The 25,486-nt window shown below is 67.1% G+C and carries 25 protein-coding genes; 8 read left to right on the forward strand and 17 right to left on the reverse strand.

The window, feature by feature from the left end; translation table 11 throughout:
* Positions 1–6 precede the first annotated feature (6 nt).
* The 5 genes from SJY11_RS19520 to SJY11_RS19540 all read right to left on the reverse strand — a co-directional run bounded on the left by SJY11_RS19520 (position 7) and on the right by SJY11_RS19540 (position 4,738).
* The gene (locus SJY11_RS19520) at positions 7–720 is read right to left on the reverse strand and encodes a DNA helicase (RefSeq protein WP_376988403.1); all 714 of its coding nucleotides are present in this window, start codon (positions 718–720) and stop codon (positions 7–9) included.
* Between the two features lie 236 nt (positions 721–956).
* A complete protein-coding gene (locus SJY11_RS19525; protein WP_376988404.1) occupies positions 957–1,562 on the reverse strand; it encodes an ABC-type transport auxiliary lipoprotein family protein in 606 nt (201 codons plus the stop codon).
* A gap of 4 nt (positions 1,563–1,566) precedes the next feature.
* A complete protein-coding gene (locus tag SJY11_RS19530; RefSeq protein WP_326907425.1) occupies positions 1,567–2,712 on the reverse strand; it encodes an MlaD family protein in 1,146 nt (381 codons plus the stop codon).
* Between the two features lie 3 nt (positions 2,713–2,715).
* Positions 2,716–3,438, reverse strand: coding sequence for an ABC transporter ATP-binding protein (locus tag SJY11_RS19535; RefSeq protein ID WP_376989377.1), 723 nt, complete (start codon positions 3,436–3,438; stop codon positions 2,716–2,718).
* Between the two features lie 154 nt (positions 3,439–3,592).
* Complete coding sequence (locus tag SJY11_RS19540; protein ID WP_326907426.1) at positions 3,593–4,738, reverse strand: ABC transporter permease; 1,146 nt, start codon at positions 4,736–4,738, stop codon at positions 3,593–3,595.
* A 292-nt stretch (positions 4,739–5,030) separates the two neighbouring features.
* Here SJY11_RS19540 and SJY11_RS19545 point away from each other — a divergent pair, with 292 nt between their 5' ends.
* Positions 5,031–5,972 (forward strand): hypothetical protein, encoded by a 942-nt coding sequence (locus tag SJY11_RS19545; protein ID WP_376988405.1) that lies wholly within the window; start codon positions 5,031–5,033, stop codon positions 5,970–5,972.
* On the opposite strand, the gene SJY11_RS19550 is transcribed toward SJY11_RS19545, so the two are convergent.
* The 4 genes from SJY11_RS19550 to SJY11_RS19565 form a co-directional block, all read right to left on the reverse strand.
* Positions 5,960–7,351, reverse strand: coding sequence for an FAD-binding oxidoreductase (locus SJY11_RS19550; protein ID WP_376988406.1), 1,392 nt, complete (start codon positions 7,349–7,351; stop codon positions 5,960–5,962). The genes SJY11_RS19545 and SJY11_RS19550 overlap by 13 nt on opposite strands.
* Position 7,352: 1 nt before the next feature.
* Positions 7,353–8,231 carry an ABC transporter permease gene (locus SJY11_RS19555; RefSeq protein ID WP_376988407.1) on the reverse strand — a complete coding sequence of 293 codons (879 nt, stop codon included), beginning with the start codon at positions 8,229–8,231 and terminating at the stop codon, positions 7,353–7,355.
* Positions 8,232–8,343: 112 nt separating this feature from the next.
* Positions 8,344–9,159, reverse strand: a complete 816-nt coding sequence (locus SJY11_RS19560) for an ABC transporter ATP-binding protein (RefSeq protein WP_376988408.1) — start codon at positions 9,157–9,159, stop codon at positions 8,344–8,346.
* A 111-nt stretch (positions 9,160–9,270) separates the two neighbouring features.
* Positions 9,271–10,293, reverse strand: coding sequence for an ABC transporter substrate-binding protein (locus SJY11_RS19565; RefSeq protein WP_376988409.1), 1,023 nt, complete (start codon positions 10,291–10,293; stop codon positions 9,271–9,273).
* 201 nt (positions 10,294–10,494) lie between these two features.
* Here SJY11_RS19565 and SJY11_RS19570 point away from each other — a divergent pair, with 201 nt between their 5' ends.
* Entirely contained in the window at positions 10,495–11,298 is an 804-nt protein-coding gene (locus SJY11_RS19570) for a creatininase family protein (RefSeq protein WP_376988410.1), read from the forward strand.
* A gap of 42 nt (positions 11,299–11,340) precedes the next feature.
* Here the strand turns inward: SJY11_RS19570 and nadS are convergent, their stop codons facing one another.
* The 5 genes from nadS to otnK all read right to left on the reverse strand — a co-directional run bounded on the left by nadS (position 11,341) and on the right by otnK (position 16,353).
* Positions 11,341–11,631 carry a NadS family protein gene (gene nadS / locus SJY11_RS19575; protein ID WP_376988411.1) on the reverse strand — a complete coding sequence of 97 codons (291 nt, stop codon included), beginning with the start codon at positions 11,629–11,631 and terminating at the stop codon, positions 11,341–11,343.
* Between the two features lies 1 nt (position 11,632).
* Positions 11,633–11,989, reverse strand: coding sequence for a type II toxin-antitoxin system RelE/ParE family toxin (locus SJY11_RS19580; protein WP_376988412.1), 357 nt, complete (start codon positions 11,987–11,989; stop codon positions 11,633–11,635).
* 61 nt (positions 11,990–12,050) lie between these two features.
* Positions 12,051–13,562 carry a malonate--CoA ligase gene (locus SJY11_RS19585; protein WP_376989378.1) on the reverse strand — a complete coding sequence of 504 codons (1,512 nt, stop codon included), beginning with the start codon at positions 13,560–13,562 and terminating at the stop codon, positions 12,051–12,053.
* Positions 13,563–13,685: 123 nt separating this feature from the next.
* On the reverse strand, positions 13,686–15,014 hold the full coding sequence (locus tag SJY11_RS19590) for a malonyl-CoA decarboxylase (protein WP_376988413.1): 1,329 nt from the start codon (positions 15,012–15,014) through the stop codon (positions 13,686–13,688).
* A 73-nt stretch (positions 15,015–15,087) separates the two neighbouring features.
* Positions 15,088–16,353, reverse strand: coding sequence for a 3-oxo-tetronate kinase (gene otnK, locus SJY11_RS19595; protein WP_376988414.1), 1,266 nt, complete (start codon positions 16,351–16,353; stop codon positions 15,088–15,090).
* Positions 16,354–16,625: 272 nt separating this feature from the next.
* Here otnK and SJY11_RS19600 point away from each other — a divergent pair, with 272 nt between their 5' ends.
* The 6 genes from SJY11_RS19600 to SJY11_RS19625 all read left to right on the forward strand — a co-directional run bounded on the left by SJY11_RS19600 (position 16,626) and on the right by SJY11_RS19625 (position 23,349).
* Positions 16,626–18,131, forward strand: a complete 1,506-nt coding sequence (locus SJY11_RS19600; RefSeq protein ID WP_376988415.1) for an ABC transporter substrate-binding protein — start codon at positions 16,626–16,628, stop codon at positions 18,129–18,131.
* A gap of 211 nt (positions 18,132–18,342) precedes the next feature.
* Positions 18,343–19,287 carry an ABC transporter permease gene (locus tag SJY11_RS19605; protein WP_376988416.1) on the forward strand — a complete coding sequence of 315 codons (945 nt, stop codon included), beginning with the start codon at positions 18,343–18,345 and terminating at the stop codon, positions 19,285–19,287.
* Positions 19,287–20,171 (forward strand): ABC transporter permease, encoded by an 885-nt coding sequence (locus tag SJY11_RS19610; protein ID WP_376988417.1) that lies wholly within the window; start codon positions 19,287–19,289, stop codon positions 20,169–20,171. Before SJY11_RS19605 ends, SJY11_RS19610 begins: the two co-directional genes overlap by 1 nt.
* A gap of 15 nt (positions 20,172–20,186) precedes the next feature.
* Positions 20,187–21,986: a gamma-glutamyltransferase family protein gene (locus tag SJY11_RS19615; protein ID WP_376988418.1), complete on the forward strand. Its 1,800-nt coding sequence runs from the start codon at positions 20,187–20,189 to the stop codon at positions 21,984–21,986.
* A gap of 10 nt (positions 21,987–21,996) precedes the next feature.
* Positions 21,997–22,722, forward strand: a complete 726-nt coding sequence (locus tag SJY11_RS19620; RefSeq protein WP_376988419.1) for a DUF1028 domain-containing protein — start codon at positions 21,997–21,999, stop codon at positions 22,720–22,722.
* Between the two features lie 87 nt (positions 22,723–22,809).
* A complete protein-coding gene (locus tag SJY11_RS19625) occupies positions 22,810–23,349 on the forward strand; it encodes a DUF2345 domain-containing protein (RefSeq protein WP_376988420.1) in 540 nt (179 codons plus the stop codon).
* Positions 23,350–23,406: 57 nt separating this feature from the next.
* Here SJY11_RS19625 and SJY11_RS19630 read toward each other — a convergent pair whose 3' ends face one another.
* The 3 genes from SJY11_RS19630 to SJY11_RS19640 are packed head-to-tail and all read right to left on the reverse strand — an operon-like array spanning position 23,407 to position 25,465.
* Positions 23,407–24,495, reverse strand: a complete 1,089-nt coding sequence (locus SJY11_RS19630; protein WP_376988421.1) for a D-TA family PLP-dependent enzyme — start codon at positions 24,493–24,495, stop codon at positions 23,407–23,409.
* Positions 24,495–24,953, reverse strand: a complete 459-nt coding sequence (locus SJY11_RS19635; RefSeq protein WP_376988422.1) for a RidA family protein — start codon at positions 24,951–24,953, stop codon at positions 24,495–24,497. Before SJY11_RS19635 ends, SJY11_RS19630 begins: the two co-directional genes overlap by 1 nt.
* Positions 24,950–25,465 carry a GNAT family N-acetyltransferase gene (locus tag SJY11_RS19640; RefSeq protein WP_376988423.1) on the reverse strand — a complete coding sequence of 172 codons (516 nt, stop codon included), beginning with the start codon at positions 25,463–25,465 and terminating at the stop codon, positions 24,950–24,952. The genes SJY11_RS19635 and SJY11_RS19640 overlap by 4 nt, the downstream gene beginning before the upstream one ends.
* Between the last annotated feature and the right edge of the window lie 21 nt (positions 25,466–25,486).

A 25,486-nucleotide genomic window follows, 5' to 3' on the forward strand; every position in this document is an offset into this window, starting at 1 on the left:
TATCGTTCAGGGCGTCGGCTGAAAGCGAACCTCGCCCCGATTCACCAAGCAGGCCTTGTCGAACAGACGCAGATCGAGGGGGTTGGGCAGCCTGATGTCCGTCATCTCGGGAAAGGAGCGGCCCGAGAGTTCATAGGCGCGGTCGATTTGAGAGACAAAGACGAGGATCAACCCGCGCTGCTTCGCAAAGCTCCGCAGCATCCCGACCTGGAGAGCGAGCGCCGGTGTGTCGCGGCGCTGGTCGAGCAGCTGCAGGTAGTCGATGACGACGAGCGTCCCGCCCGGCGTGGAGGCGAGCCGGCCGATGATGTAGGCGGCGTCGATGGCGTCGGAGCAGTCGACCTCGAAATTCGTACCAAGACCTTGCGGATCGATACCGATGGCACGCAGGCGCGCCGCCACGTCGAGCAGGGTGTATTCAAGCGAGAACAGCGCGCTCCGGCGACCAGACTTCACGGCGTCGGCCGCGAGAGAAAGGCTGAGCAGGGTCTTGCCCTGCCCGGGCCGTCCGGCGACGATCACGAGATCGCCGGGGACGAGGCGGGCTAGCAGCCCGCTGGCGCCATTCGCGCTGGCGCGTTTGGCCATCAGAAGGCTCCAACTATGGAAGCCCTCCTCATTGGCGATGCGATCGAGCGCAGCATGCAAGGGAACAGCTTCCGTGCGCCGGATCAGCCGAGCCTTTCGCTTCAAGCCGTGAATTGGTGCGGAGAGTTTCATGCGCGGACCTCCTGATGCGAGCGAACGGCGCAATCCCTCCTTATGCGTGATGCTCGGACAATCGGTCGGACGATCGAATACCCTGCACGGAAGCGTGCTTCCCCGTCGGAGGGGGGCGACTCGGGCCGAGTCGGCTATTCGAGCCTAGCGCGCCCGTCGGCGAAGGAAAGAGGCTTGCAGGCGATCGAAGAGCGCGAGGTTGCTCGAGACTGCCTGAGGCGGATTAGCGACCATCTTCACCGCGCCCAGCGCACGATCTCGACCAGGACCTGCGACAGGGCTTGGTCGAGCGCCTGTGCCGCTGCGGGACCGTCGACGGCCCCGGCCGGAACGCGGGCGGTGAACATCCGCGCCCGGCGGACATCGCCGGTGCGGTCTCCCACCAGCTTGGCCGTGATCTCCACGACGGCGGCGCCGCTCGCGGCATCAATGTTGAAGCTGCGGATGTCGGTGAGCAGCTGCGTCTCGGGGGTGATGCGGTCGCCCGGGCGGGCAACCGAACCGACGCGCCCAGCGTTCTCGAAGGTTTGGACGAGGCGGGCCTGAACCAGCTTGGGCACGCGGTCGGCCCATTGCGCACCCCCGACGAAGGACAGCGCGCCGCTGGAATCGCGGACGATGACGCGGTCGGAGTCCAGCGCCTGGACCGTCGTCGGCTCCTGCACCATCAAGGTCGCCCGAGAGCCGCCGACCCGACCGACATCGCGCGGGGCCGTCAGGTCGAAGGTCGTGGGGGCGCTGCCGCCGCCACAGCCGGCCAGCAGCAAGGCCGTCGCGAGCGTGAGCGCCGCGGCACGCAGGCGGCGGGGCATGAGGAACGAGGACTGCACCGGGATCGACATGGGTTTAGCGGGATCCACCATATTGCGGGAGCGGGGGCTTGCCGCCGAAGATGAACTGCTGCGGGTTACGCTCCAAACTCCGCAGGGTGCGATTGAGATCCGTCAGCGTGCGACGACCGTCGCTCGCGAGAGCCTCGATGTCGCGCAGGCCCGGCCCCGTGAAGCGGCTGATGCCGCTGGTGATCTCGGCTGTGCGCTTGTCGAGGTTGTCGGCCAGCACGCGGATCGACTTGGCGGCGTCGCTGACCTCGGTGAAGGTGCTGCGCCCGTCCTTGCCGGCTGCCGTGTTCAGGAACGCCTGCGCGCTCTTCAGCACGCCCTCGACCTGATCAGCGGCCGTGTTCAACTTGCTCGTGATCGAGGCCACGTCCTTGACCGCCTTGCCCACATCCTCGCTGGAGCCACCGAGAGCCGCGGTGAACCTGTCGATATTGCCGATGATCTCGGTGACCTTCTTCTGATCGACCGAGCGGACGATGTCGGTGAGTTCCTGGCTGAGGACGCCGAGCTTTTCCGACAGAGGCGCGATCGTTTCGGCGATGGTGCCGAAACTCTTCATCAGCTTGTCGACGCCGTCTGCATTGTCGCCGAGCGCAGCCGAGAAGCGCTCGACGTTCTTGACCGTGTTGCCGATCGAGCCGGCATTGTCCTTCACGAGACTGTTGAGCCCGCTCAGCGTGGCATCCGCCTTCGCGGCGATGTTGCGCACGGTCTCGACGATGTCCTGGAGTTCGGAGCGCTCGGCGACGATCACCGGAAGGGTCTGCCCTTCCGGCGGCCTGAGGACGGGCGATTGCGGGTCACCGCCGACGAGCTGGACGGCGACGATACCGGTCGCGAGACCGACCGTCTCCAGCCGAGCCCGCGTGTCGACGCGCAGGGGCGTGTTGGCATCGACCGAGATCACCGCGTTGATGCGGCTGGGATCATCGGGCTGCAGCTCGATGCGGGTCACCTCGCCGACGCGAAGGCCGTTGAACAGGACGCTGGAGCCACGGCCGAGGCCCGTCACCGTGCCGCTGAAGATGACCCGCACATCCTGCCGGCCGCCGGCATTGCCGCTGTTGAACCAGTAGACGAAGCCGAACACCGCAGCGAGGACCGCCAGCGTGAACAACCCGACGAGCGCGTAGTTTGCACGTGATTCCATGGGCTAGACTGCGTGTTCCCGGAGCTCCGACGGCATGCGGGCCCTGGCCCGCTCGCCGCCGAAATAGGCTTTGAGCCATGGATGGTCGGATGCCAGCATCGTGGCCAGAGGGCCGACGGCGATGACGCGCTTGTCCGCCAGGGCGCCGATCCGATCGCAGGCGGAATAGAGACTGTCGAGATCGTGGGTTACCATGAACACGGTCAGCCCCAAAGTCTGCTTCAGCGTGACGATGAGATCGTCAAACTCGGCCGCGCCGATCGGATCGAGGCCCGAGGTGGGTTCGTCGAGGAAGACGATGTCCGGGTCGAGCGCGAGCGCGCGGGCCAGCGCGGCGCGCTTGATCATGCCGCCCGAGAGTTCCGAGGGCGACTTGTCGGCCGCATCCGGAGGCAGGCCGACGAGGTCGAGCTTGACCATCGCCATATCGTCGAGGAGCGCGGGCGAAAGGTCCAGATATTCGCGCATCGGCAGCTGGATGTTCTGCTTGACGCTGAGCGCGGAGAACAGCGCGCCCTGCTGGAACATCACCCCGAAGCGGCGCTCGAGGGCGCGGCGCTGGACGGTGCTCAGCGTGTCGACATCCTCGCCGAAGACCTCGATCGTGCCGCGCGCCTTCTGCACCAGGCCGAGAATCGTGCGGGTGAGCACCGACTTGCCCTGCCCCGAGCCGCCGACGAAGCCGAGGATTTCGCCGCGCATCACATCGAGGTCGAGCCCGTCCATGATGACCTTCTCGCCGAAGGCGACCTTGAGGTCGCGCACGCGGATGACGACGTCGCCCTCCGCGCCGGCGGCGGCGGGCCGCGGTGCTTCCAGGCTGCGAAACGGCTGGCCTGCCTGATGGTTCCCCTGCTCGCTCATGATCGGGATACTCTCCTCACATGGCGATGGATGAGAAGAACATGGCGAAAAGCGCATCCACCACGATCACCATGAAGATCGCCTTCACCACCGAGGCCGTGACCTGGCGACCGAGCGACTCGGCCGAGCCTTTGACCGCCAGCCCCTCCATCGAGGCGATCAGCCCGATGACGAAAGCCATGAACGGCGCCTTCACCAGGCCGACGAAGAAGTGCTTCCAGGTGATGACGGATTGCAGCCTCGCCAGGAAGGTGTCGATCCCGATGCCGCCATAGAGCCAGGAGACCAGCGCCGCGCCCGTCAGCCCCGACATGGCCGAGATGAAGGTCAGGATCGGCAGCGAGACGACGAGAGCGAGGATGCGCGGGACCACGAGGACCTCGATCGGGTCGAGGCCCATCACCCGCAGCGCGTCGATCTCCTCGCGCATCTTCATCGAGCCGATCTCGGCCGTGATCGCCGAGCCCGAGCGGCCGGCGATCATGATCGAGGTCAGCAGAACCGCCAGTTCGCGCAGGATCAGGATGCCCGTCAGGTTCACCACGAAGGCGGTCGCACCGAATTGCTGCAGCTGGAAGATGCCCTGCTGGGCGACGATGCAGCCGACGAGAAACGAGATCAGCATGATGATCGGCGCGCCGTTGAAGGCGATCAGCTCGATCTGGTTGACCATCGAGGGGCCGCGGAACTTGCGCGGCCCCAGCACGACGCTGGCCGAAGCGACGACGACCTCGCCGAGGAACATCGACCCCGCCACCATATCGCGACCGAAGCGCACGACGGCCGCGCCGATCCGCACGAGGATGTCGACGATCCGGAACTGCCGGCTGGAGACGGGCTGCTCGCGCTCGTGAATCTCGATCTCGGCCAGCAGCACGCCATGCTCGGGACGCTTGCTGACGATCTCGACGGCGGCGCCTTCACTTTCGCGGTCGTGCTTGACGCGGTTCAGGACATAGGCGCCGAGCGTGTCGAGCCGCTCCACCGCCGAAAGATCGAGGCGCGCATGCGACGACTGCCCGACGCGCTCGCCGATCTCCCGGGCGAGGGCCTCGATCCGCGGCGCGCGATCGGCGCTCCAGGATCCGGCCAGCATCACGGCGAGAGTCCCGGCATCGTCGCGGAAGACCGCCTGGGGTTCGGCCGTATCAGGGATCGCCATGGTCTGCGTGATGTCCTCGCCCGCGATCGACGACGTCTTTCATCAATCCGCGGCACCATCGAAGGCGCCGGCCTCACCCCTGTTGCCTGTATTGCCGCGCCGATTGGCCTTGGCAAGGGCGCTGATGCAACAGCGCGGGTGGATCACGCAAGGCCGGCGCCACCCCATCGGCCCGCCCCGGGCCTGCCGCTTGGGAAACCGATCGTTAACCAATCCGGTGGCACGTAACGTCAAGATGCATCAGGTCTGCCGCCGTTTTTGATTCGCGCGGGCCTCACAAAGCAGATCGGTCATGAGCGAAGCACGGTCGCTGACGCCGCTGAGCGAGACGGACTACGAAGCCATCGAAGCCGCCGTGATGGAAACGGCTCGCGGCCGCTGGTTCATGGCGGAGTATGCCCGCCGCAACCGCCATGCCGACACACAGCAGATCCTCGGAGCCATCCATCGGATCGAAAGAGTCGTCGCGACCCCGGTCGCTCAGCCGATGGCCGAGTCCGACATTGCGGAGGCCACGGCCCTGATCGCCGATCTGCGCATCGATCTGGAGCGGATCAGCGGCCGGGCGGAGGATCGCGCGTCGGGCCTCGCCGCCCGCATCGAGGCGGTCGCCGGCACGATCCTGCAAGCCACCGAGAGCATTCAGGAGGTCGCCTGGAATCTCCGCGAAGCCGGCGCGGGCGAGAGCCTTTGCGACAAGCTCGACCAGCACGCCGCCGAGATCGCGACCGCGACGGCCATCGTCGACGGAACGGTGCAGCAGATCGACAAGATCGCCGACACGATCGCCATGCTGGACAGCAGCCTGCGTGCCGTCTCCGGCCTGTCCTCCGCATCCGCACCGGCCGAGCCCTTCATCGCGCCGCTTCCGCGCGTGCTCGATATCGGACTGGCCGAGGCGCCGCCCTATGTCGGGCGCGGTGACGTCGAGGTCATCGAGATCGACGACGAGCCCGTGGCGCCCGTCGCCAGCGGGGCGGCGGCCACCGGTCTGCTCGGCAGCGAGCCCCGGATCGGCTCCATCCTCGATCTCGACGACGACGTCGTATTCGACGAGCCGGATGTCGACTATGTGCCGGCCTCGGCCTCCGAGCCTCTCTCGCTCGGGCTTCTCGACGAGCGGCATGGCCCGTCTTCGGCACCTACATCCGCTGCACTCGCCAGCGGCTCCGAAGCGGGGCTGCGCGAGATCGACGCGATGCCGGCCTCGCGCAAGCTCGCCTATTTCGGCTGACCGGCGGGCACAAAGCTCGCCATCTTGCCCGGGTTCAGCAGGCCCTGCGGGTCGACTTCGCCCTTGAAGCCGAGTTGGTCGGCATCGGCCCGCTTGTGGCGGCTGCCCTCCTCCAGCGACACGACATGGGGGTTGGCGATGAAGACCCCCGCCGCCTCGTGCTGGGCGATGACCTCGTTCAAACGTTCAGGCGTTGAATAGCGCAGGATCGGCAGGGCGCTCGCGGTCACCTTGCCACCGAAGCGGATGAACTCGTGATGCGGCAGCAACTCGTCGCCGAACGCCGCAATCGTCTCGCGGGCGCTCTCCACCAGCCGGTCATGCGGGAAAAGGCACTGGAGATAGGTGATGGAGCGGTCGCTCTTCAGCCACTGCAGCGTGGTGTGGTTCCAGGTGTATTCGTAGAGCGGCACCGTGCCCGGCCCTTCCTCAGAGGGCGCCTCATAGGTCACCGCGCCGCGCTTGCCGACGATCGCCTTGAACGGGCCGAGCGAGCCCTCGGCGATCATGCAGATCAGGATGCTCTTGCCTTCCGGGCAATGAGCCTTCAGCGCGCCGAAATAGGGCGTGATCACCGACGAGATCGGCGTCACGAGCTTCTTGACGATGCCGTCTGCGAGCGCGACTTCGTAGCCCGTCTCGAAGGCGTCCATGTAGCTGTCGAAGGCGACGATGACGTCGATCCAGGACCAGGCCGGCGCGAGCGGCATTTCCAGCGCCGTGATGATGCCGGTCGTGCCATAGGCGCGATTGACCTTCTGGGCCGCGTCGTCGCGCAATTCGATGATGCGCGGCTCTTCCTCGACCGTGACGATGCGCGCCGCCAGGATATTGCCGGGTTCGCGCAGCCCGCCATAAGTCACCGAGCCGACCCCGCCCGAGCCGCCCGCGACGAAACCGCCGACGGTCGCGCTGCGCTTGGTCGAGGGGTGCATGCGCTGCTCGAAGCCGGTCTGGCGCAGCGTGATGTCGACATCCAGCATGCGCGAGCCCGCCGCGGTGCGAACGACGCCAGGCTTCTGCCATTCGATGCCGGTCAGGCCGGTGATGTCGAGCAGGACGCCGCCCTCGAGCGGCACGGCCTGGCCGTAATTGCCGGTGCCCGCCGCCCGGACCGTCAGCGGAATGCGATGGCGGGCACAGGCCGCGGCGATCCGCATAACCTCGGCCTCGTCGCGGGGCGTGGCGATGATGTCCGCCGACTTGTCGGCGAGTTGCTTGTTCAGGATCGGCGAGTACCAAAAGAAGTCGCGCGAGCGCTTGCGGACGACCTGCGCCTCGTCGATCAGCGCGATGCCGGCGAGATCCTCCTTCAACGCGGCGATGTCGTAGCGCGAGATCCGCTCGGGCCTCTGCTGACGTTCGGGCAATGCGCTCATCTCAGTTCTCCCGCTTCAGGGCGCTCTCGTGCCAGCGCCGCAGCAGCATGTGCGAAATCCAGCTCGTGCAAAGGAAGATCGCGATGCCCGACAGCGAGATCATCAGCAAGGCAGCAAAGACGCGCGGGATCTTGAGCTGATAGCCGGCCTCGAGGATGCGATAGGCCAGTCCCGAGGCGCTGCCACCGGTGCCGGCGACGAACTCGGCGACAACCGCGCCGATCAGCGCGAGCCCGCCGGATATCTTCAGCCCGGCCAGGAAATAGGGCAAGGCGGCCGGCAGCTTGAGATAGCGCATCGTCTGCCAGCGGGTCGCGCCATAGAGCTGGAACAGGTTGACGAGGTTGTGGTCGGCCGAGTTCAGCCCGAGGATCGTGTTCGACAGGATCGGAAAGAAGGCGACGATCCAGGCGCAGATCAGCAGCGCCAGATTGATGTCCCCGGCCCAGATGATGATCAGCGGCGCAATCGCCACGATCGGCGTCACCTGCAGGATGACCGCGTAGGGCAGGAGCGACATCTCCAGCCATTTCGACTGGGTGAACAGCACGGCGAGCGTCACGCCGACGATCACCGCCGCGGCGAGCGCCATGAAGGTGATCTTCAGCGTGATCCAGAGCGAACCGGAAAGCGTGCCCCAGTCGGACACCAGCGTCTGGCCGATCAGGAGCGGCCCGGGCAGGATATAGGCCGGGATGCCGTTCCAGCGGACCGCGAACTCCCAGAGCGCCAGCGAGAACACGCCGATCGCAATCGGCGCGAGGATGCGAGGCCAGGCGCTGGTCGGCAGGCCCAGCAGGCGTGGCTCGGTGACGAAGACCGGGCGCGCGTCGGCGTCGGTGCCGCCATGGGTGGTGTGAGTTTCAACCGATGCGGTCATCGACGGCGCTTCCCGTCATTGCGAGGAGCGCAGCGACGAAGCAATCCAGGGGACGTCGAGCGAAACAGCTGGATTGCTTCGCTTCGCTCGCAATGATGGCTTGCATGCATGCTCATGAGCCGATCGCCTCCTTGAGCTTGCCCGAGACCACCCGGCAGAGATGGGCGTACTCCGGCGAGGTGCGGAAGAGGTCGTCGCGCGGATAAGGCGCGTCGACGTCGAGATCGGCCATGACGCGGCCGGGCCTCGCCGCCATCACCACGATGCGCTTCGAGAGATAGACGGATTCAAAGACAGAATGGGTGACGAAGACCGCGGTGAACCTTTCCTTCCACCACAGCGCGAGCAGATCGTCGTTGAGACGATGGCGGGTGATCTCGTCGAGCGCGGCGAAGGGCTCGTCCATCAGCAGGATCTTCGGCCGCAGCACCAGCCCGCGCGCGATCGAGACACGCATCTTCATGCCGCCGGAGAGTTCCCGGGGATAGGATTTCTCGAAGCCGGAGAGGCCGACCAGCGCCAGCATCGCCGCCGCCCGCTCGCGCGCCTCGCTCGTGCGCACCCCCTTCAGGGTGAGCGGCATCATGACGTTGGCGAGCGCCGTCGCCCAGGGCATCAGCGTCGGATCCTGGAAGACGAAGCCGAGGTCGCGCTGCGGCTCACCGGACGCATCATGGCTGGTCGTCGGCCACTCGATCGTGCCGCTCGAGGGCGCGCCGAGGCCGGCGATCATCCGCAGCAGCGTCGATTTTCCGCAACCGGAGGGGCCGAGCAGGCTGACGAACTCGCCCTCCCCCAGGCTCAGATTGACGTCGCGCACGGCGAGCGTGCCGTTGCCGAACTGCTTGGAGACATGGCGCACGCAGACCAGGGGCTTGCGACCCTCGGGGCGTACGGCATGGGGAGTGCTCAGAGAGGCCGTGTCCAAAGCCTGATGATCCGCTTCTGCGATGTGAGCCGTCATTCTCGGGCCAGCGAAGCGCAGACCCGAGAATCTCTTTCATGAGATGCTCGGGTCAAGCCCGAGCATGACGTGCCATCACGCCTTGCCGACGCCTTTGTTGATGAACTCCAGGCTGTAGGCCTTCTTGAGGTCGATGCCGGCCGGAAACACGCCCGCCTCCGTCATCGTCTTGTAGAAGCTCGCCCAGCGTGCGTCCGTCATGGCGCCGATGCCGAGCGTCAGCGCATCGCCCGAGCGCACGATGCCCTTCTCGTTCATCACCTTGACCGCGTAGTCGATCTTCTCCTGATCCATGTCGGGGTTGTCCTTCAGGATCTGCGCGTTCGCGGCGGCGACGTCCTGCCCCTTCATATAGGCGGCCCAGCCCTCCAGCGTGGCGGTGACGAAGCGCTGGACCAGGTCCTTCTTCTCGTCGACCATCTTGCGGGAGATGTTGATCGTCGTGTTGTAGTTCTCGAAGCCGGCATCGGCGATGAGATGGACCACCGGCGTGACCCCGCCCTGCTTCTGGATGGCGAAGGGCTCGGACGACAGGAAGCCCTGCTGCGAGATATTCTTGTCGGCCAGGAACGGCGCCATGTTGAAGGTGTAGGGCCGGATCTGCTCGTCGGTGTAGCCGAATTTCGCCTTCAGGAAGGGCCAGTAGCTGGTGCGGCCGGCGGCGCCGACCAGGATGGGCTTGCCCTTCAGTGCGGCGAGCGAGTCGTTGCCGACGCCCGGATGCGAGATGATGACCTGCGGATCCTTCTGGAAGATCGAGGCGATGCAGAGGAAGGGAATGTTCTCCTGGGCATAGCGGATGGCCTCGAAGGAGTTCGACATGATCATGTCGACGCGGCCGCCGAGCAGGAGCTGCGAGGGGTTCTGCTGCGGGCCGCCGGGGCGGATCTCGGCGTCGATGCCGTACTTCTTGTAGATGCCGTTGGCGGCGGCGAGGTAGAAGCCGCCATGCTCCGCCTGGGCGCGCCAGTTGGTCTGGTAGGACACCTTGTCGAGCGTCTGCGCGCTCACCCGCGCTCCGGGCACGGCGACCAGCGCCGATCCACCGATCAGGCCCAGCGCACCACGGCGCGTCAGGCGGTACTTCGTCATCGTCATCCTTGTGACCTCCCCTGATAATCCTCGGCTGAACGCCTTGGCTGCGCGCCAGCAAACTGTATGCCATGACAGGGCTTCGGCAGGAACCGCGACACTGCGTCATGGCGCCGCCGGAAGCCATTGCCCACAGGCGATCGCGCCTGCCTTTTCCGCGCGGGCGGGCTAGACTGTGCGGGTCACGCGAATGGAGACGACAAGACGATGGGCGCGCGCTTCTGGGGCGATCTGAAGACCACCGATTTCGCCCACCTGTCGGCGGAGGGCACCGTGGCGGTGCTGCCGCTGGCGGCGATCGAGCAGCATGGGCCGCATCTGCCGGTGTCGGTCGACACCACGATCATGAATGCGATGCTCGCGGAAGCGATGCCGCTGGTGCCGGCCGGGCTCGAGGTGCTCGTGCTGCCGACGCTGGCGATCTGCAAGTCCAACGAGCACCTGCATTCGCCGGGCACGCTCACTCTGTCCTGGGAAAGCGCGACGCAAAGCTGGATCGAGATCGGCGAGAGCGTTCGGCGCGCGGGCATCCAAAAGCTGGTGATCCTGACCTCGCATGGCGGCAATATCGACCCGATGAAGGTCGTGGCGCGTGAGTTGCGCGTGCGCCACAGCATGCTCGCGGTGACGACGGCCTGGCGCGCCTTCGGCCTGCCGCCGGGCCTCTTCGCCGATCTCGACACCAATCACGGCATCCATGCCGGCGACATCGAGACCTCGCTGATGCTGCATTTCAGGCCAGACCTCGTCGATATGGGCCAGGCCGCGGCCTTCAACCCGCTGACGGTCGAGATGGCGGCCGAGGGCTATAGCTGGCTGCGCCCGACCGGCCTGCACGCGATGGCCTGGATGGCGCAGGACGTCCACCCTTCCGGTGCCGCGGGCGACGCCTCGCTCGCCACAGTCGAGAAAGGCAAGGCGACGGCCGCCTTCCAGGCGAAAGGCTTCGTCGAGCTGCTGGCCGATGTGGCGCGATTTCCGCTGGAGCGGCTGCACAAGGGGGCCGGCTAGCCCCCGAGAACTCGCCTTTGGCCGCCGAGGGCCAGCCCGGTATCAAGCGACCTGCTGCGCTCGCTCGACGGTGTCGGGAGCGTGGTCGATGACTTTGAGCAGCGCCCGGGCCGTCCTGTCCAAACTCCGGCGTCCCTGCTCCCAATCGCGCAAGGTCGCCGGGCTCAGGCCGAACTTGTGGGCAAAGGCCTCTTGAGAGAGGCCCAGCTTCTTGCGAATGGCCGCGACATCGACGGCCTCGACGGCGATCGTCTTGGCGGGCTCCTTTTCGCCTCGTGCGATCGCCACCGCTTCGGTCGCGCTCGCGACCAGATCCTGCCCGAATGTCGGCATCTCAACGATCTCCTGACTTGGTCGCCCGCCGGTAGGCATCAGCGATTTTCGGCAGCGTCCTAGCGAGGTCATTGCGCTCGGTCTGGCTCAGATTGGCCCGCTTGCCCTTGTCGATCAGTGCCAGAAGGAAGATCGGAACATCGTCGCCGCCGAAGTAGTGAATCGTCCGGTAGCCGCCGCTCTTTCCTTCACCCCTGCCGGCATGACGCAGCTTGCGCGCGCCGCCGGTCCCCACCATCAGGTCACCCCCGAGAGGATTACTGGCAATCGCGACCGCGATGTCCTGAATCTCGTCGTCTTCCAGACCAGCCGCCTTGGCCTGCCGTTCGAAAACCGAGGTCAGCAGCACGGTCTGCATCTGTCGATACTACGGCAATGCCGTATTTCCCGGCAAGGGGAATCGCAAAGGTCTGATGGCCCTACGCCCCCGCCTTGCCCTGCGGGGCATAGATGTCCTTGTACTGCTCGCGCAGCAGGTTCTTCTGGACCTTGCCCATGGTGTTGCGCGGCAGGTCGTCGACGATGAAGACCTGCTTGGGCAGCTTGAATTTGGCGAGGCGTTGCTCCAGCGTCTGCGCGATCGAGGCGGCGGTGATGGCCGCGCCGGGCTTGACCACCACGACGGCGGTGACGCCCTCGCCGAAATCGCGATGCGGGCAGCCGATCACGGCGCTCTCGATCACGCCCGGCATCTCGTCGATCTCGGTCTCGACCTCCTTCGGATAGACGTTGTAGCCGCCGGTGATGATGAGGTCCTTGCCCCGTCCGACGATGTGGACGTAACCGGCGGCGTCGATCTTGCCGAGATCGCCGGTGATGAAGAAGCCGTCCGGCTTGAACTCGGCGGCCGTCTTTTCGGGATTGCGCCAGTAGCCCTTGAAGACATTGGGGCCCTTGACCTCGATCATGCCGATCTCGTCGGCGGCCAATCCCCTGCCCGTCTCGGGATCGACGACACGGGCGGAGACGCCGGGCAGCGGATAGCCGACCGTGCCCGCCACCCGCTCGCCCTCATAGGGGTTCGAGGTGTTCATGTTGGTCTCGGTCATGCCGTAGCGCTCAAGGATCGCGTGGCCGGTCCGCTCGCGCCATTCGCGATGCGTCTCGGCCAGCAGCGGCGCCGAGCCGGAGACGAATAGGCGCATATGCTTCGTCGCCTCCGTCGTCAGCCGGGTATCCTGCAGCAAGCGGACATAGAAGGTCGGCACGCCCATCATGCAGGTCGCCTGGGGCAGGTGCTTGAAGACCTGGTCGGGATCGAATTTCGGCAGCAGAATCATCGAGGCGCCGGAGAACAGCACGCAGTTGGTCGCGACGAAGAGGCCGTGCGTGTGGAAGATCGGCAGCGCGTGGAGCAGCACGTCGTCCTTGGTGAAGCGCCAGTATTCGACCAGCGCCAGCGCGTTGGAAGCGAGGTTGTCGTGGCTGAGCATCGCGCCCTTGGAGCGCCCGGTCGTGCCCGACGTGTAGAGGATCGCGGCGAGATCGTCGGGCCCGCGCGCGATGTCGGCGAACGCGGTCGAAGCGGCGAGCGCCTTGTCGGAGAGGGAGCCTGCGGAGACGTCCGGCGAGCGCCAGACGCCGAGCGTCTCGAGCTTCGCCCCGGCCTTGTCGGCATAGGGCTTCAGGGCGTCAGCCTTCGCCGGATCGCAGACGAAGACGGCCGGCTGCGCGTCGCCGAGGAAGTATTCGATCTCGGCGGGGGTGTAGGCCGTGTTGAGGGGCAGGAAGATCGCGCCGGCGCGCACAGCCCCGAGATAGAGCATCAGCGCCTCGATGCTCTTCTCGACCTGGACGGCCACCCGGTCCCCAGGCTGCACGCCCAGAGCGACCAGCGCGTTGGCGAAGCGGGCGGAGACATCGACCATGTCGGCATAGCTGTAGCGCCTGCCGTCATCGAGGAGGGCGAAGGGAGCGTCCGGCGCCGGCATCCGAGACCTGACCAGGTCGAACAGGTGGTTGCCCATGATCAGGGTCCTTTCAGGCATAGCCGTCGCGTTTCGCGGCCCCTCGGGACGGAGCCGTTCTCCCATTGGCGTCACGTGCGTCGCGGGTCAACTCGCGGCCGGCCGCAACAGCTTGCGCACGGCGGCCGAGGCGACCACCGTGTTGCGGGTGGCGAAGGCCTCGTGATTGGTCTCGATGTCGTCGAGTTCGTAGCGATAATTCACCATCACGCCATGCGACTCACGCAGGCCGCGCGCGGAAAGATTGCCGCCGACATTGATGCGCTCCAGCCGCGCGCCGTTGCCGAGGTGGAAACGGGCGACCGGGTCGATCACGCGCCCGGAGGCCGTGCGCGCCCGCAGCATGTAATGCCCCATCATCTGGCCGAGCAGCCTGTCGCGGCGCAGCCGGGTCGCCTCGTCGAGCGAGATCGTCTCGCCGGCCGGGCGGGCGAGTTCCGAGCGCTCCTCGTTGGTCAGGCCGAGATCGCCCGGCTCGGCGACGAGGCCCTCGAGCCACCGCGCGAAGCCCGGCACCGGCGACAGCGTGACGAAGGTCTCGAGCCCCGGCAGTTCGCGCTTCAGATCCTCAGCGACCTGCTTGATCAGGAAATTGCCGAAGGAGATGCCGCGCAGGCCCTCCTGACAGTTTGAGATCGAATAGAATACCGCCGTCGTCGCGTCGGCCGCCGGCAGCACCTCGCGCTCCCCGCTCAGCACCTCGCCGATGCTGCGCGGGATCGCGCGGGTCAGCGCGACCTCGACGAAGATCAGCGGCTCGTCGACGAGTTGCGGATGGAAAAAGGCGAAGCAGCGGCGGTCCGCAGGCTCGAGGCGCCGGCGCAGGTCGTCCCATCCCTGGATCTCGTGGACGGCCTCGTAGCGGATGATCTTCTCGAGCACATTCGCCGGCGAGCGCCAGTCGATGCGGCGCAGCACCAGGAAACCGCGGTTGAACCAGGAGCCGAAGAGATGCCGGAAATCGGCATCGACGGTCAGCAGGTCGCGGTCGCTCTCCATCGCCTCGAACAGCGCCTCGCGCATCCGCACCAGCACATGGGTGCCGCCGGGGGCGAGGTTGAGGCGCCGCAGCAGCTCCTGCCGGCGGGGTTCGGAGGCGAGGTGAAGCGCCGAGATCGTGGCCGCACCCGGCTCGTTGCGATAGGCCTCGATCGCCCGGTCGAGCCGCTCGTGATCCGGCCCGAAGCGCTCCTGCAGCATGGCGAAGAAGGCGCGCCGGCCCGGCTTGTCGAGGCGCTCCCAGGCGTCGAGCACGCCCTGCGCCAGCGCCATGCCCGAGGCCTCGCCCCGGCCCGAGAGCAAATCCTCGCAGAGCCGGTCGATCGGCCGGTTGCGCTGCGCCATGAAGCGCTCGAAGCCGATCAGCGCCCGGCCGCGATCGGCCACACTGGTCAGCAATTCGCCGAGAAACGCCATGTAGCTCCGGACCTCCCGGCGCCATCATGCCCTGCCGGGCGGCGCGTGCAAGCCCGGCCTCGCCGACCCGGCCTCAGCGCAGCAGGGCCCAGGCCTTCAGGAAGAAGTCGGGCGCACCGAAATTGCCGGATTTGAGCGCAATCACCATATCGCGGCCCTGCGCGACGCGGGTCCAGGGCACGCCCGGATCGATCTCGGGGCCGATCTCGAGCAGGCCGATGCCGAGCCCCTGGACGACGGCCCCCGAGGTCTCGCCACCCGCGACCAGCAAGCGCGAGACGCCGCCCTCGGCCAGCAGGGCCGCCGTCTGCGCAAAGGCGTGCTCGACCGTCTCGCCGGCCCTCTCACGCCCGAGCTTGTCCTGGATGGCGGCGACCTCCGCCGGATCATCGCTGGAATAAAGCAGGAAGGGTGTATCACTGGCCTGCGCCAACGCCCAGTCGGCGAGCTTTGCTGCATCCTGCGCACCGGAGACCAGCGCCATCGGATCGACCTTCAGGGCGGGATAGCCGGCCTCGATCGCCTTAGCGATCTGGCCGCGCGTCGCTGTCGAGCAGCTGCCGGAGATGATGCCGGCGCGGCCCTTCGGCGCCGCGAGGCTCGCGGCGATCTCGCGCTCCGACAGCAGGCCGGCACGGCGGAAGTTCTGCGGCAAGCCCATCGCGATGCCAGAACCGCCGGTGAGGAGCTTGTGATCGGCAACCGCCTCGCCCAGCACCATTAGATCGGCGTTGGTGAGCGCGTCGGTGACGACATAGCGCACGCCCTGGTCGGTCAGCGCAGCGAAGCGGGTCTTCACGGCCTCAGCTCCGGCCAGGACGGTTGCGTAATCGACCAGCCCGACCGTGGCCGTGGTCTGCGCGGCCATGAGGCGGATCAGGCTCGAATCTCGCATCGGCGTCAGCGGATGGTCCTTCATCGAGCTTTCGTGAAGCGGCACGGCGCCGGCGAAGAGATAGCCTTGGTAGATCGAGCGGCCATTGGCTGGAAAGGCGGGACAGACGATGGCGAGACCGGCGCCCAGCCGCTGCGCCAGCGCATCGGCGACGGGGCCGATATTGCCCTGCGCCGTCGAGTCAAAGGTCGAGCAGTACTTGAACAGGATCTGCCGTGCGCCCGCAGCCAGCAGCGCCTCGCAGGCGGCCAGCGAATCGGCGATGGCCTCGGCCACCGGGTTGGTGCGCGACTTCAGCGCGACGACGACGGCGTCAGCCTCCGGCAGTGCCTGGCCGGGGCGGGGAACGCCGATGGTCTGCACCGTGCGCATGCCGCTGCGGTTCAGCATCAGCGCCACATCGGTCGCGCCCGTCATGTCGTCGGCGATCACACCCAGCAGCATCGTCTTTCCTCCATTCGGCGTTGTGCCGGTCTCGTTGGGTGGTCTTGTAGCGGCCCGCTGCCGTCAAGGCGATGCAGCACGGCGCGTGAGGGCCAAGGCCACATCGCCCAAAGCTGGCAGCCGAATTGCATGCAAGCCGCCTCCGTAACGGCATGCAGTCGGAGGCGGCGGCTGCAGTGCGGCATCGACGCCGCTGCGATTTTGCATCACTCTGGTACCAACCGGAACGATCTTCGGCGATCATGACCGTAGACGACAACAGGGGACATTCGATGAAGCTGCTCACCGCCCTGGCCTCGGCCACCGTTCTCACGCTGGCCACCCTGCCCGCGATGGCACAGGCCCCCTCGACCCTGCGCATCGGCCTGCAGGAGGACCCCGACGTGCTCGATCCGCACAGGGCGCGCACCTTCGTCGGCCGGATCGTCTTCAAGGGGCTTTGCGACAAGCTTCTCGACATCACGCCCGATCTGAAGATCGTGCCGCGGCTCGCGACCGAGTGGTCGTTCTCGGCCGATGGGCTGACGCTGACGATGAAGCTGCGCAGCGACGCCAAGTTCCATGACGGCGAGGCTTTCAACGCCGAGGCCGCCAAGGCCAATCTCGAGCGCGCCCGGACCCTGCCCGAGTCACTGCGCAAGTCCGAGCTCGCCTCGGTCGAGAGCATCACCGTCGTCGATCCCACCACGATCGCGCTCAAGCTGAAGCGGCCGGATGCGACGCTGCTCGCGCAGCTCACCGACCGTGCCGGCATGATGCTGGCGCCCAAGAGCCTGGCGGGCGACATCGGTTCGAAGCCCGTTTGCTCCGGTCCTTACAAATTCGTCGAGCGGGTGCAGAACGACCGCATCGTGCTGGAGCGCTTCAAGGAGCATTGGGAAGCGCAGAACTATCATTTCGATCGCGTGATCTACCGCGCGATTCCCGACACCACGGTGCGGCTGGCCAATCTGCGCTCGGGCGAGCTCGACATGCTGGAGCGGCTGGCGCCCACCGACGTGAAGTCGGCGCAGGGCGACAAGGCCCTCAAGGTCACCAGCGTCGCCAATCTCGGCTATCAGGGCATCACCATCAACACCGCCCATGGCGACGCCGCCAAGCAGCCGATGGGCATGGACAAGCGCGTCCGCCAGGCGCTCTCGCTCTCGATCGACCGTAAGGTGCTGAGCCAGGTCGTGTTCGAAGGCCTGTACCAGCCGATCGTGCAGCCCTTCAACCCGGGCAACCCTTATGTCAGCGCCGATTTCCCGGTGCCGGCGCGCGATGTCGCCAAGGCGAAGGCGCTGCTCAAGGAGGCCGGGCTGACCAAGGTCTCGGTCGAACTCTTCGTCACCAACAACCCGGTCGACGCCCAGCTCGGCCAGGTGATCCAGGCCATGGCGGCCGAAGCCGGCATTGACATCCAGATCCGCTCGACGGAGTTCGCCAGCCAGCTGCGCGACCAGCAGCAGGGCAAGTTCCAGATGAGCCGCATCGGCTGGTCGGGCCGCATCGACCCGGACGGCAACCTGCACCAGTTCGTCACCACCAAGGGCAACCAGAACGACGGGCGCTATTCCAACGCCGAGGTCGACCGGCTGCTCGACGAAGCCCGCACGATCTATGACGTCGCCGAGCGCAAGAAGCGCTACGACGCCGCGCAGAAGTTCCTGCAGGACGAGTTGCCGATCGTCTATCTCTACAACCAGACGGTCTTTTTCGCGATGCGCGCCAATATGAGCGGCTTCGTGATCAGCCCCGACGGCATGATCCGGCTGGCGGGGATCAAGCGCTCTTGAGGATGTCCGTGCCTGTTCGGAGTTACGCGCTTCCCTTCCCCCTTGTGGGGAAGGGAGAGGGATGGGGGTGGCTCCGCTTGGCGATACAGTTCCTGTTTTCGCGCATGGCACGATCTCTATCGCCTAAGCTGACCGTCGCGCGTCCCTGCTTTTCGACCCCCACCCCTAGCCCCTCCCCACAAGGGGGAGGGGAATCGCGTAGAGCCGCATCATGCTCGCGCTGATCGGCCGCCGCGTCCTGATCGCGATCCCGACGCTGTTTCTCGTGTCGCTGTTCGTGTTCGCCCTGCAGCGTGCGCTGCCGGGCGATCCGTTCCTCGTCATCGCCGGCGAGGAGCGCGATCCGGAGGTGATCGCACGCTTGCGCGCCATCTACCGCATGGACGATCCCGTCATCGTTCAGTTCTTCGCCTGGCTCGGCCAGGTGATGCAGGGCGATTTCGGCCGTTCGCTGCGGACCGGCGAGCCTGTGCTCGGGCTGATTCTGCAGAAGCTGCCGGTGACGCTGCAACTCGCCATCGCCTCGATCCTCGTCGCCATCGCCATCGGCATTCCCGCCGGCGTGCTGGCGGCGCGGCGCAAGGACACGGTGGTGGACTACTCGACGAGCGCGCTGGCGCTGTCGGGGCTGTCGATCCCGAATTTCTGGCTGGGCATCATGCTGATCCTGGTCGTGTCGGTTGAACTGAAATGGCTGCCGGCTTCAGGCTACGAGCCGTTCTTCAGCGACCCAAAGGGTGCGATCGAGCGGCTGATCATGCCGGCCTTCGTTCTCGGTTCGAGCCTCGCCGCCTTTCTGATGCGGCATACGCGCTCGGCCATGCTGGAGGTGCTGCGCTCCGACTATGTCCGCACCGCGCGCGCCAAGGGGCTGGACGAGGACGCGGTCGTGAACCGGCATGCGCTCCGAAACGCGCTGGTGCCGATCATCACGCTGACGACGATCCTGTTCGGCGAATTGCTGGCGGGCGCGGTGCTGACCGAGCAGGTCTTCACCATCCCCGGCTTCGGCAAGCTCATCGTCGATGCGGTCTTCAACCGCGACTATGGCGTCGTGCAGGGCGTGGTGCTGTGCACGGCGATCGGCTTCATCCTGATGAACCTCTTGGCAGATGTGCTCTACATCCTGGTCAACCCGCGGCTGAGGGCGCAGTGATGACGACCGCAGCCACCGACACGCTCGCCACGCCTCCCGAACTCGCCTTGCGGCCACGTCCGGGCGTGCTGGTCCGGCTCTCCCGCAATCGCTCCGCCCTGATCGGCGGCGCCATCGTGCTCGCCTTCGTGCTGATGGCCGTGCTGGCGCCGCTGCTACCGCTCGCCGATCCGCTGAAGTCGAACTTCCTCGCCATCCGCAAGCCGCCCTCGGAGCTCTACTGGTTCGGGACGGACGAACTCGGGCGCGACCAGGTCTCACGGCTGTTCTTCGGCGCCCAGGCCTCGCTGCTGGCGGGCATCGTCTCGGTCGTGATCGCGCTCGCCATCGGCATCCCCTTCGGGCTGCTGGCGGGCTGGTATGGCGGCTGGATCGACGCCGCGATCTCGCGCGTCACCGAGGCGATGCTGGCCTGCCCCTTCCTGATCCTGGCGATCGCGTTCGCGGCCGTTCTCGGCCCCTCGCTGACCAATGCGATGATCGCGATCGGCCTCTCGGCCGTGCCGATCTTCGTGCGTCTGGTGCGGGCGCAGGTGCTGAGCGTCAAGGCGGAGGATTTCGTCGAAGGTGCGAGGGCTGTGGGTGCCCGCGATCTGCGGATCGTGCTGCGCCACATCCTGCCGAACATCCTCTCGCCGATCGTGGTGCAATCTACGCTGTTCATGGCGCAGGCGATCATCCTCGAGGCGGCCCTGTCCTTCCTCGGGCTCGGCCAGCAGCCCCCTGCCCCGTCCTGGGGCCAGATGCTGAACGTCGCCAAGAATTTCATGGAGCAGGCGCCGTGGATGTCGGTGGCGCCGGGCGTCTGCATCTTCCTCGCCGTGCTCGGCTTCAACCTGCTCGGCGATGGCTTACGCGACGTGCTCGATCCCAAAGAAAACTGAGCCTAAGGACCACCCATGTTCACGACCCGGCCTGAAATCCTCGGCACCTTCGGTGTCTGCACCTCGACGCATTGGCTCGCGACCGCGACCGGCATGGCGATGCTGGAGAAGGGCGGCAACGCCTTCGACGCCTGCGCGGCGGCCGCCTTCGTGCTGCAGGTCGTCGAGCCGCATCTGGTCGGCCCCGGCGGTGAGATGCCGGCGGTGTTCTATTCGGCCAGGACGAAGAAGGTCGAGGTGATCTGCGGCCAGGGCACGGCGCCGGAGGCCGCCACCATCGAGGCCTTCAAGGCGCTGGGGCTCGATCTCGTGCCCGGTTCGGGTCTGCTCGCCGCCGTCGTGCCCGGCGCCTTCGGCGGCTGGATGACGCTGCTGCGCGACCATGGCCTCTTGCCGTTGCGTGAGGTTCTGGAGCCGGCGATCGGCTATTTCGAGAACGGCCACCCGATGCTGCCACGCGTCTCGGACACCATCGCCGGGCTGACCGACCTGTTCACCAACGAATGGCCGACCTCGGGCGAGGTCTATCTGCCAGGCGGTCAGGTGCCGCAGGCCAAGGCTCTCTTCCGCAACAAGGCCGCGGCCGAGACCTACAAGCGCATCCTGAGCGAGGCCGAGGCCGCCGGCGGCACCCGCGAGAAGCAGATCCAGGCCGCCTACGACGCCTGGTACAAGGGCTTCGTCGCCGAGGCGATCAACTCCTTCTGCCGGACGACGGAGGCGATCGACTCCTCCGGACGCCGCCACAAGGGCCTGCTCACCGCCGACGACATGGCGCGCTGGCAGCCGACCTATGAGACGCCCGCCAGCGTGACCTATCACGGCTGGGAGGTCTTCAAGATCGGCCCTTGGGGCCAGGGGCCCGTCTTCCTGCAGACGCTGAAGATCCTCGAGGGCATCGACATCGCCGGGATGGGCCCCGACAGCGCCGCCTTCGTGCACCATGTCGCGGAGGCGATGAAGCTCGCCTTCGCCGACCGCGAGGCCTATTACGGCGACCCCGATTTCGTGAAGGTGCCGCTGGCGACGCTGCTTTCGGAGGATTATGCCCGCGGCCGCCGCAACCTGATCACCGACACCGCCTCGCAGGAACTGCGCCCGGGCATGATCGCCGGCTTCGAGGCGCAGGTGGCGCAGGCCATGGCCGGCGTGCGGTATGCCGGAGAGGCCGGCAAGGGCGACGCCACCGTCGGCGAGCCGACGACGGCGGCGATGGTCGCGGCCGGGCGGCGCGGCGACACGGTCCATATCGACGTCATCGACAAATGGGGCAACATGATCGCCGCCACCCCTTCGGGCGGCTGGTTCCAGTCCTCACCGGTGATTCCGGCGCTCGGCTTCCCGCTCAACGCGCGCGCCCAGGCCTTCTTCCTCGACGAGGGGCTACCCTCGGCGCTCGCCCCGTTCAAGCGGCCGCGCACGACGCTGACGCCCTCGCTGGCCTTCGAGAACGGCGAGCCGCGCCTCGTCTTCGGCACGCCCGGCGGCGACCAACAGGAGCAGTGGCAGCTCGGCCTGTTCCTGCGCCGCGTGCATCACGGCCTCAACCTGCAGGAGGCGATCGACCTGCCGCTGTTCCACACCCAGCACTTCCCCTCGACCTTCTATCCGCGCGAGGCCAAGCTCGGCCATCTGGCGGTGGAGGAGAGCATCGGCGAACGGGTGCTGGCCGATCTCGTCGCGCGCGGCCACAAGCTGGAGCGGGCGCCGGCCTGGACGATCGGCCGCCTCACCGCCGCCGAAAAGAGCGCCGACGGTCTCTTGCGCGCGGCCGCGACGCCGCGTCTGATGCAGGCCTACGCGGCCGGCCGGTGAGGAAGAACGCATGACCTGGTCCATCGTCGCCCGCGACGCCGCCACCGGCGCCTATGGTGTCGCCGTCTCGACCTGCGCCTTCGCTGTCGGGTCACGCGTGCCCTATGGCGGTGGCCGCATCGGCGCCATCGCGACGCAGGCCTTCGTCAATCCGCTCTACGGGGTTGACGGGATGCGCCTCCTCCAGGAGGGCCGATCGGCGGTCGAGATCATCGCGACGCTGACCGCAGCCGACGAAGGCCGCGCCCACCGTCAGCTCCACGTGATCGACCGCGAGGGCAAGATCGCCGCCTTCACCGGAGCCTCCTGCATCGACTGGTGCGGTGCCGTCGACGGACCGCAGGTCTCCGTCGCCGGCAACATGCTCAGCGGACCCGAGGTGATCCAGCAGACGCTGAAGGCCTATATCGCGGCCTCCGCGCTGGATTTCGACGAGCGGCTGCTGGTCGCGCTGGAGGCCGGCGAGAAGGCGGGCGGCGACAAGCGCGGCCGGCAGTCGGCGGCGATCCGGATCTGGTCGGGCGAGCCTGTGCCGAGCTTCGACATCCGCGTCGATGACCACGCCGACCCGCTGGCCGAGCTGCGCCGCCTCTGGCGCCTGGCGCATCAGCGCTATGTTCCCTTCCAGCAGGCCTCGCCCTCGCGCTCGCGTCCGGCGGGCGTGACCGACCGCGACGAACTCGACCGCCTCTGCACGACCTATGCGGAGGCGTGGAACGCGCGGCACCCCGGGTAGGCTGTTCCGCCCGGGACTCCAGATGGCAGGCGGGATGCGCTACACCTGCCGCTACGTCCGGTGGCCAGAGCGGCAGGAGACATCGACATGGCAGCCGACAGCGATGCGCTGGAGCGCCGGATCGCCAAGCTGGAAAGCCAGCTCGCGGCCCTGACGGCGATGATTTCCGCCACGCCCGGCGGCGCGCTCGCGATTACGGCCCCTGGCGGCATCAGCGTCACCGCAGGAGGCGCCTTGTCGCTCACGGCCGGCAGCGCTTTCGCCCTGTCGGCCGGCAGCATCTTCGCCGTCACCGCCGGCACCCGGATCAGGCTGGCCGGCGGTCAGGAGATCACGCTCGACAGCCGGCAGTGCCATGTTCAGGCGTCGGTCGATCTCAGCCTCTTCAGCGACCAGGCCTTCGCGATCGAGGCCATGAAGGATCTGACGATCGCAACCCGCAAGAAGCTCGCGGTGACGGCCGCCGACGAAGCGACGGTGAAGAGCGGCAGCGCCCAGCTCGAGCTCAAGAAGGATGGGTCGGTGACGCTGCGAGGGCGCGACATCACCACCAGCGCGTCGGGCCGTGTCACCGTCAAATCGAGCGCCAATACGGTCATCAAGGGCAGCAAGATCGGCCAGAACTGAGGTCGCGGCATCGCCCGGCATGCGGGAGAGGCCTGAGCCTCCCCCGGTTCCCGCCGTTCAGACCAGCTTGCCCCGCGCCGCGACCGGCAGTTCGCCCACAAGCTGGCCGCCCCGTACCGTCACCAGTCGATCGACCATGTTGACGACGACGCAGACATGGTTGGGCACCACGCGCACGATTTCGCCCACGCCCGGCCGGTCATTGCTCGCCGACAGATCGAGGAAGCCGTGCTCCTCGGCGAATTTCGCGATGCGTGCCGCCGGGTATTCGAGGATGTGGCCGTGGCCATCCAGGCCGCCGGTGTCGCTCGTCAGCGTCTTGGAGCCCGAATCGAGGATGCCGCGCTCTGGGCCGGCCCGGCTGACCACCGTGGCGTAGACGGTCAGCGCGCAGTCCTCCAGGCTCGCCACCCCGGCCGCGACCTGCATCCGGTCGTTGAAGATCGAGGTGCCGGCGCGGTGCTCGGTGGCGCCCTTGAGTTCGCCGATATGGGGAATGTTGGGCGAGCCGCCGGTGGAGACGATCGACGCCTCCAGCCCCGCCTCGCGCAGGCCGTCATTGGCGGTGTCGAGGAACATTTGCGTACGCGCCCAGCCATCCTCGGGCGGGTACATCAGGAATCCGGCGAAGCGCAGCCCCTTCGAGCCCGCGATCAACTTCGCCAGTTCGACCGCCTCGCCGGGCGTTTCGACGCCGGCACGCTGGCGGCCGGTGTCGCATTCGATGACGACCTCGAGGTCGCGCCCTGCGATCTCCGCCGCCTGGGGCAGGCCGGCGATGGTCACGGGGTTGTCGGCCGCCACGATCATCCGGACCCGGCGCTGGAGATGGCCGAGACGGCCGAGCTTCTGCTCGCCGAGGATATTGTAGCTGATCAGGATGTCGTCGATGCCGCCATCGGCCATGACCTCGGCCTCGCCGAGCTTCTGGCAGGTGATGCCGCGCGCGCCGGCCTCGATCTGGAGGCGGGCGAGTTCGGGCGATTTGTGGGTCTTGATATGCGGGCGGTTGGCGACGCCCTTGGCATCGCAAACGGCCTGAAGGCGCGCGATGTTGGCCTCGACCTTGTCGAGATCGATCACCACCGCCGGCGTGCCGTAGATGCGCGCGATCTCGGCCTTCAGGCCTTCATGGTCGGCCGCCATTACGGCAGCACCTTGATGATGACTTCGATCTCGACCGGCATGTTGCCCGGCAGGGAGCCCATGCCGACGGCCGAGCGGGCATGGCGCCCGTTCTCGCCGAGCACGGCGACGAGCAGGTCCGAGCAGCCATTGATGACCTTGGGCTGGTCGCCATACTCCGGCACGGCGTTGACCATGCCAAGCAGCTTGATGACCTCGACCTTGTCGAGCGAGCCGGCGGCCTCCTTCATCGCCGCGAGCAGGCCGAGTCCGGTGTTCTTGGCGAAATCATAGGCCTGTTCGGTCGTGAACTCCTTGCCGACCTTTCCGTTGGGGATCGAGCCGTCGGGGTTGCGCGGCCCCTGGCCCGAGAGGAAGACGAGGTCGCCAGCCTTCTTGAAGCGCACATAATTGGCCATCGGCGCCACCATCGCGGGCAGTTCCAGGCCCAGATCCTTCAGTTTCTGCTCGGCGCTCATGGTGTCGTTCGTCCCTCTGCGGTCGTTTCGTGTTCTGGATGGAGCGCGCGCTCCATATAGCGGGCGGCATCGTCATAGCTGGCGAGCTTCTCCGCAAGGGCAGGCTCATGCACCGCGCGAAAGCCCTGCCGCCGCCAGAAGCGCGACGAGCCGTCGATCGCGACCAGCGCGAGGCGCGGCAGGCCGGCACGGGCCGCGATCTCGGCGAGCCTCGCGACGACGACGCCGCCGGCCCCGCTGCCCCGTGCCTGCGGCAGGAGCGCGAGATCGTGGATGTAGAAGCAGCCGGCCTGCGACGGCAGCTCGCCCAGCAGGCTGTTGAGCGCCGGCGGCGCGGCGCGCAGCCAGGGATGGGCAACGACATAGCCGATCGGGCCGTCTGCTCCCTCCAGCACGAGGCAGCCTTGCGGAAACAGGCGCAGCCGCTCGGCGAAGACGGTCTCATCTTCGGGATAGTCCGAATGCACCACGGCCGCGACCGCCAGAACGGCCGGCAGGTCGGTCGCGGTCATCGGGCGCCAGAGCACGCTTTG

The sequence above is a fragment of the Allobosea sp. R86505 genome (assembly GCF_042466375.1).
Taxonomy (GTDB): domain Bacteria; phylum Pseudomonadota; class Alphaproteobacteria; order Rhizobiales; family Beijerinckiaceae; genus Allobosea.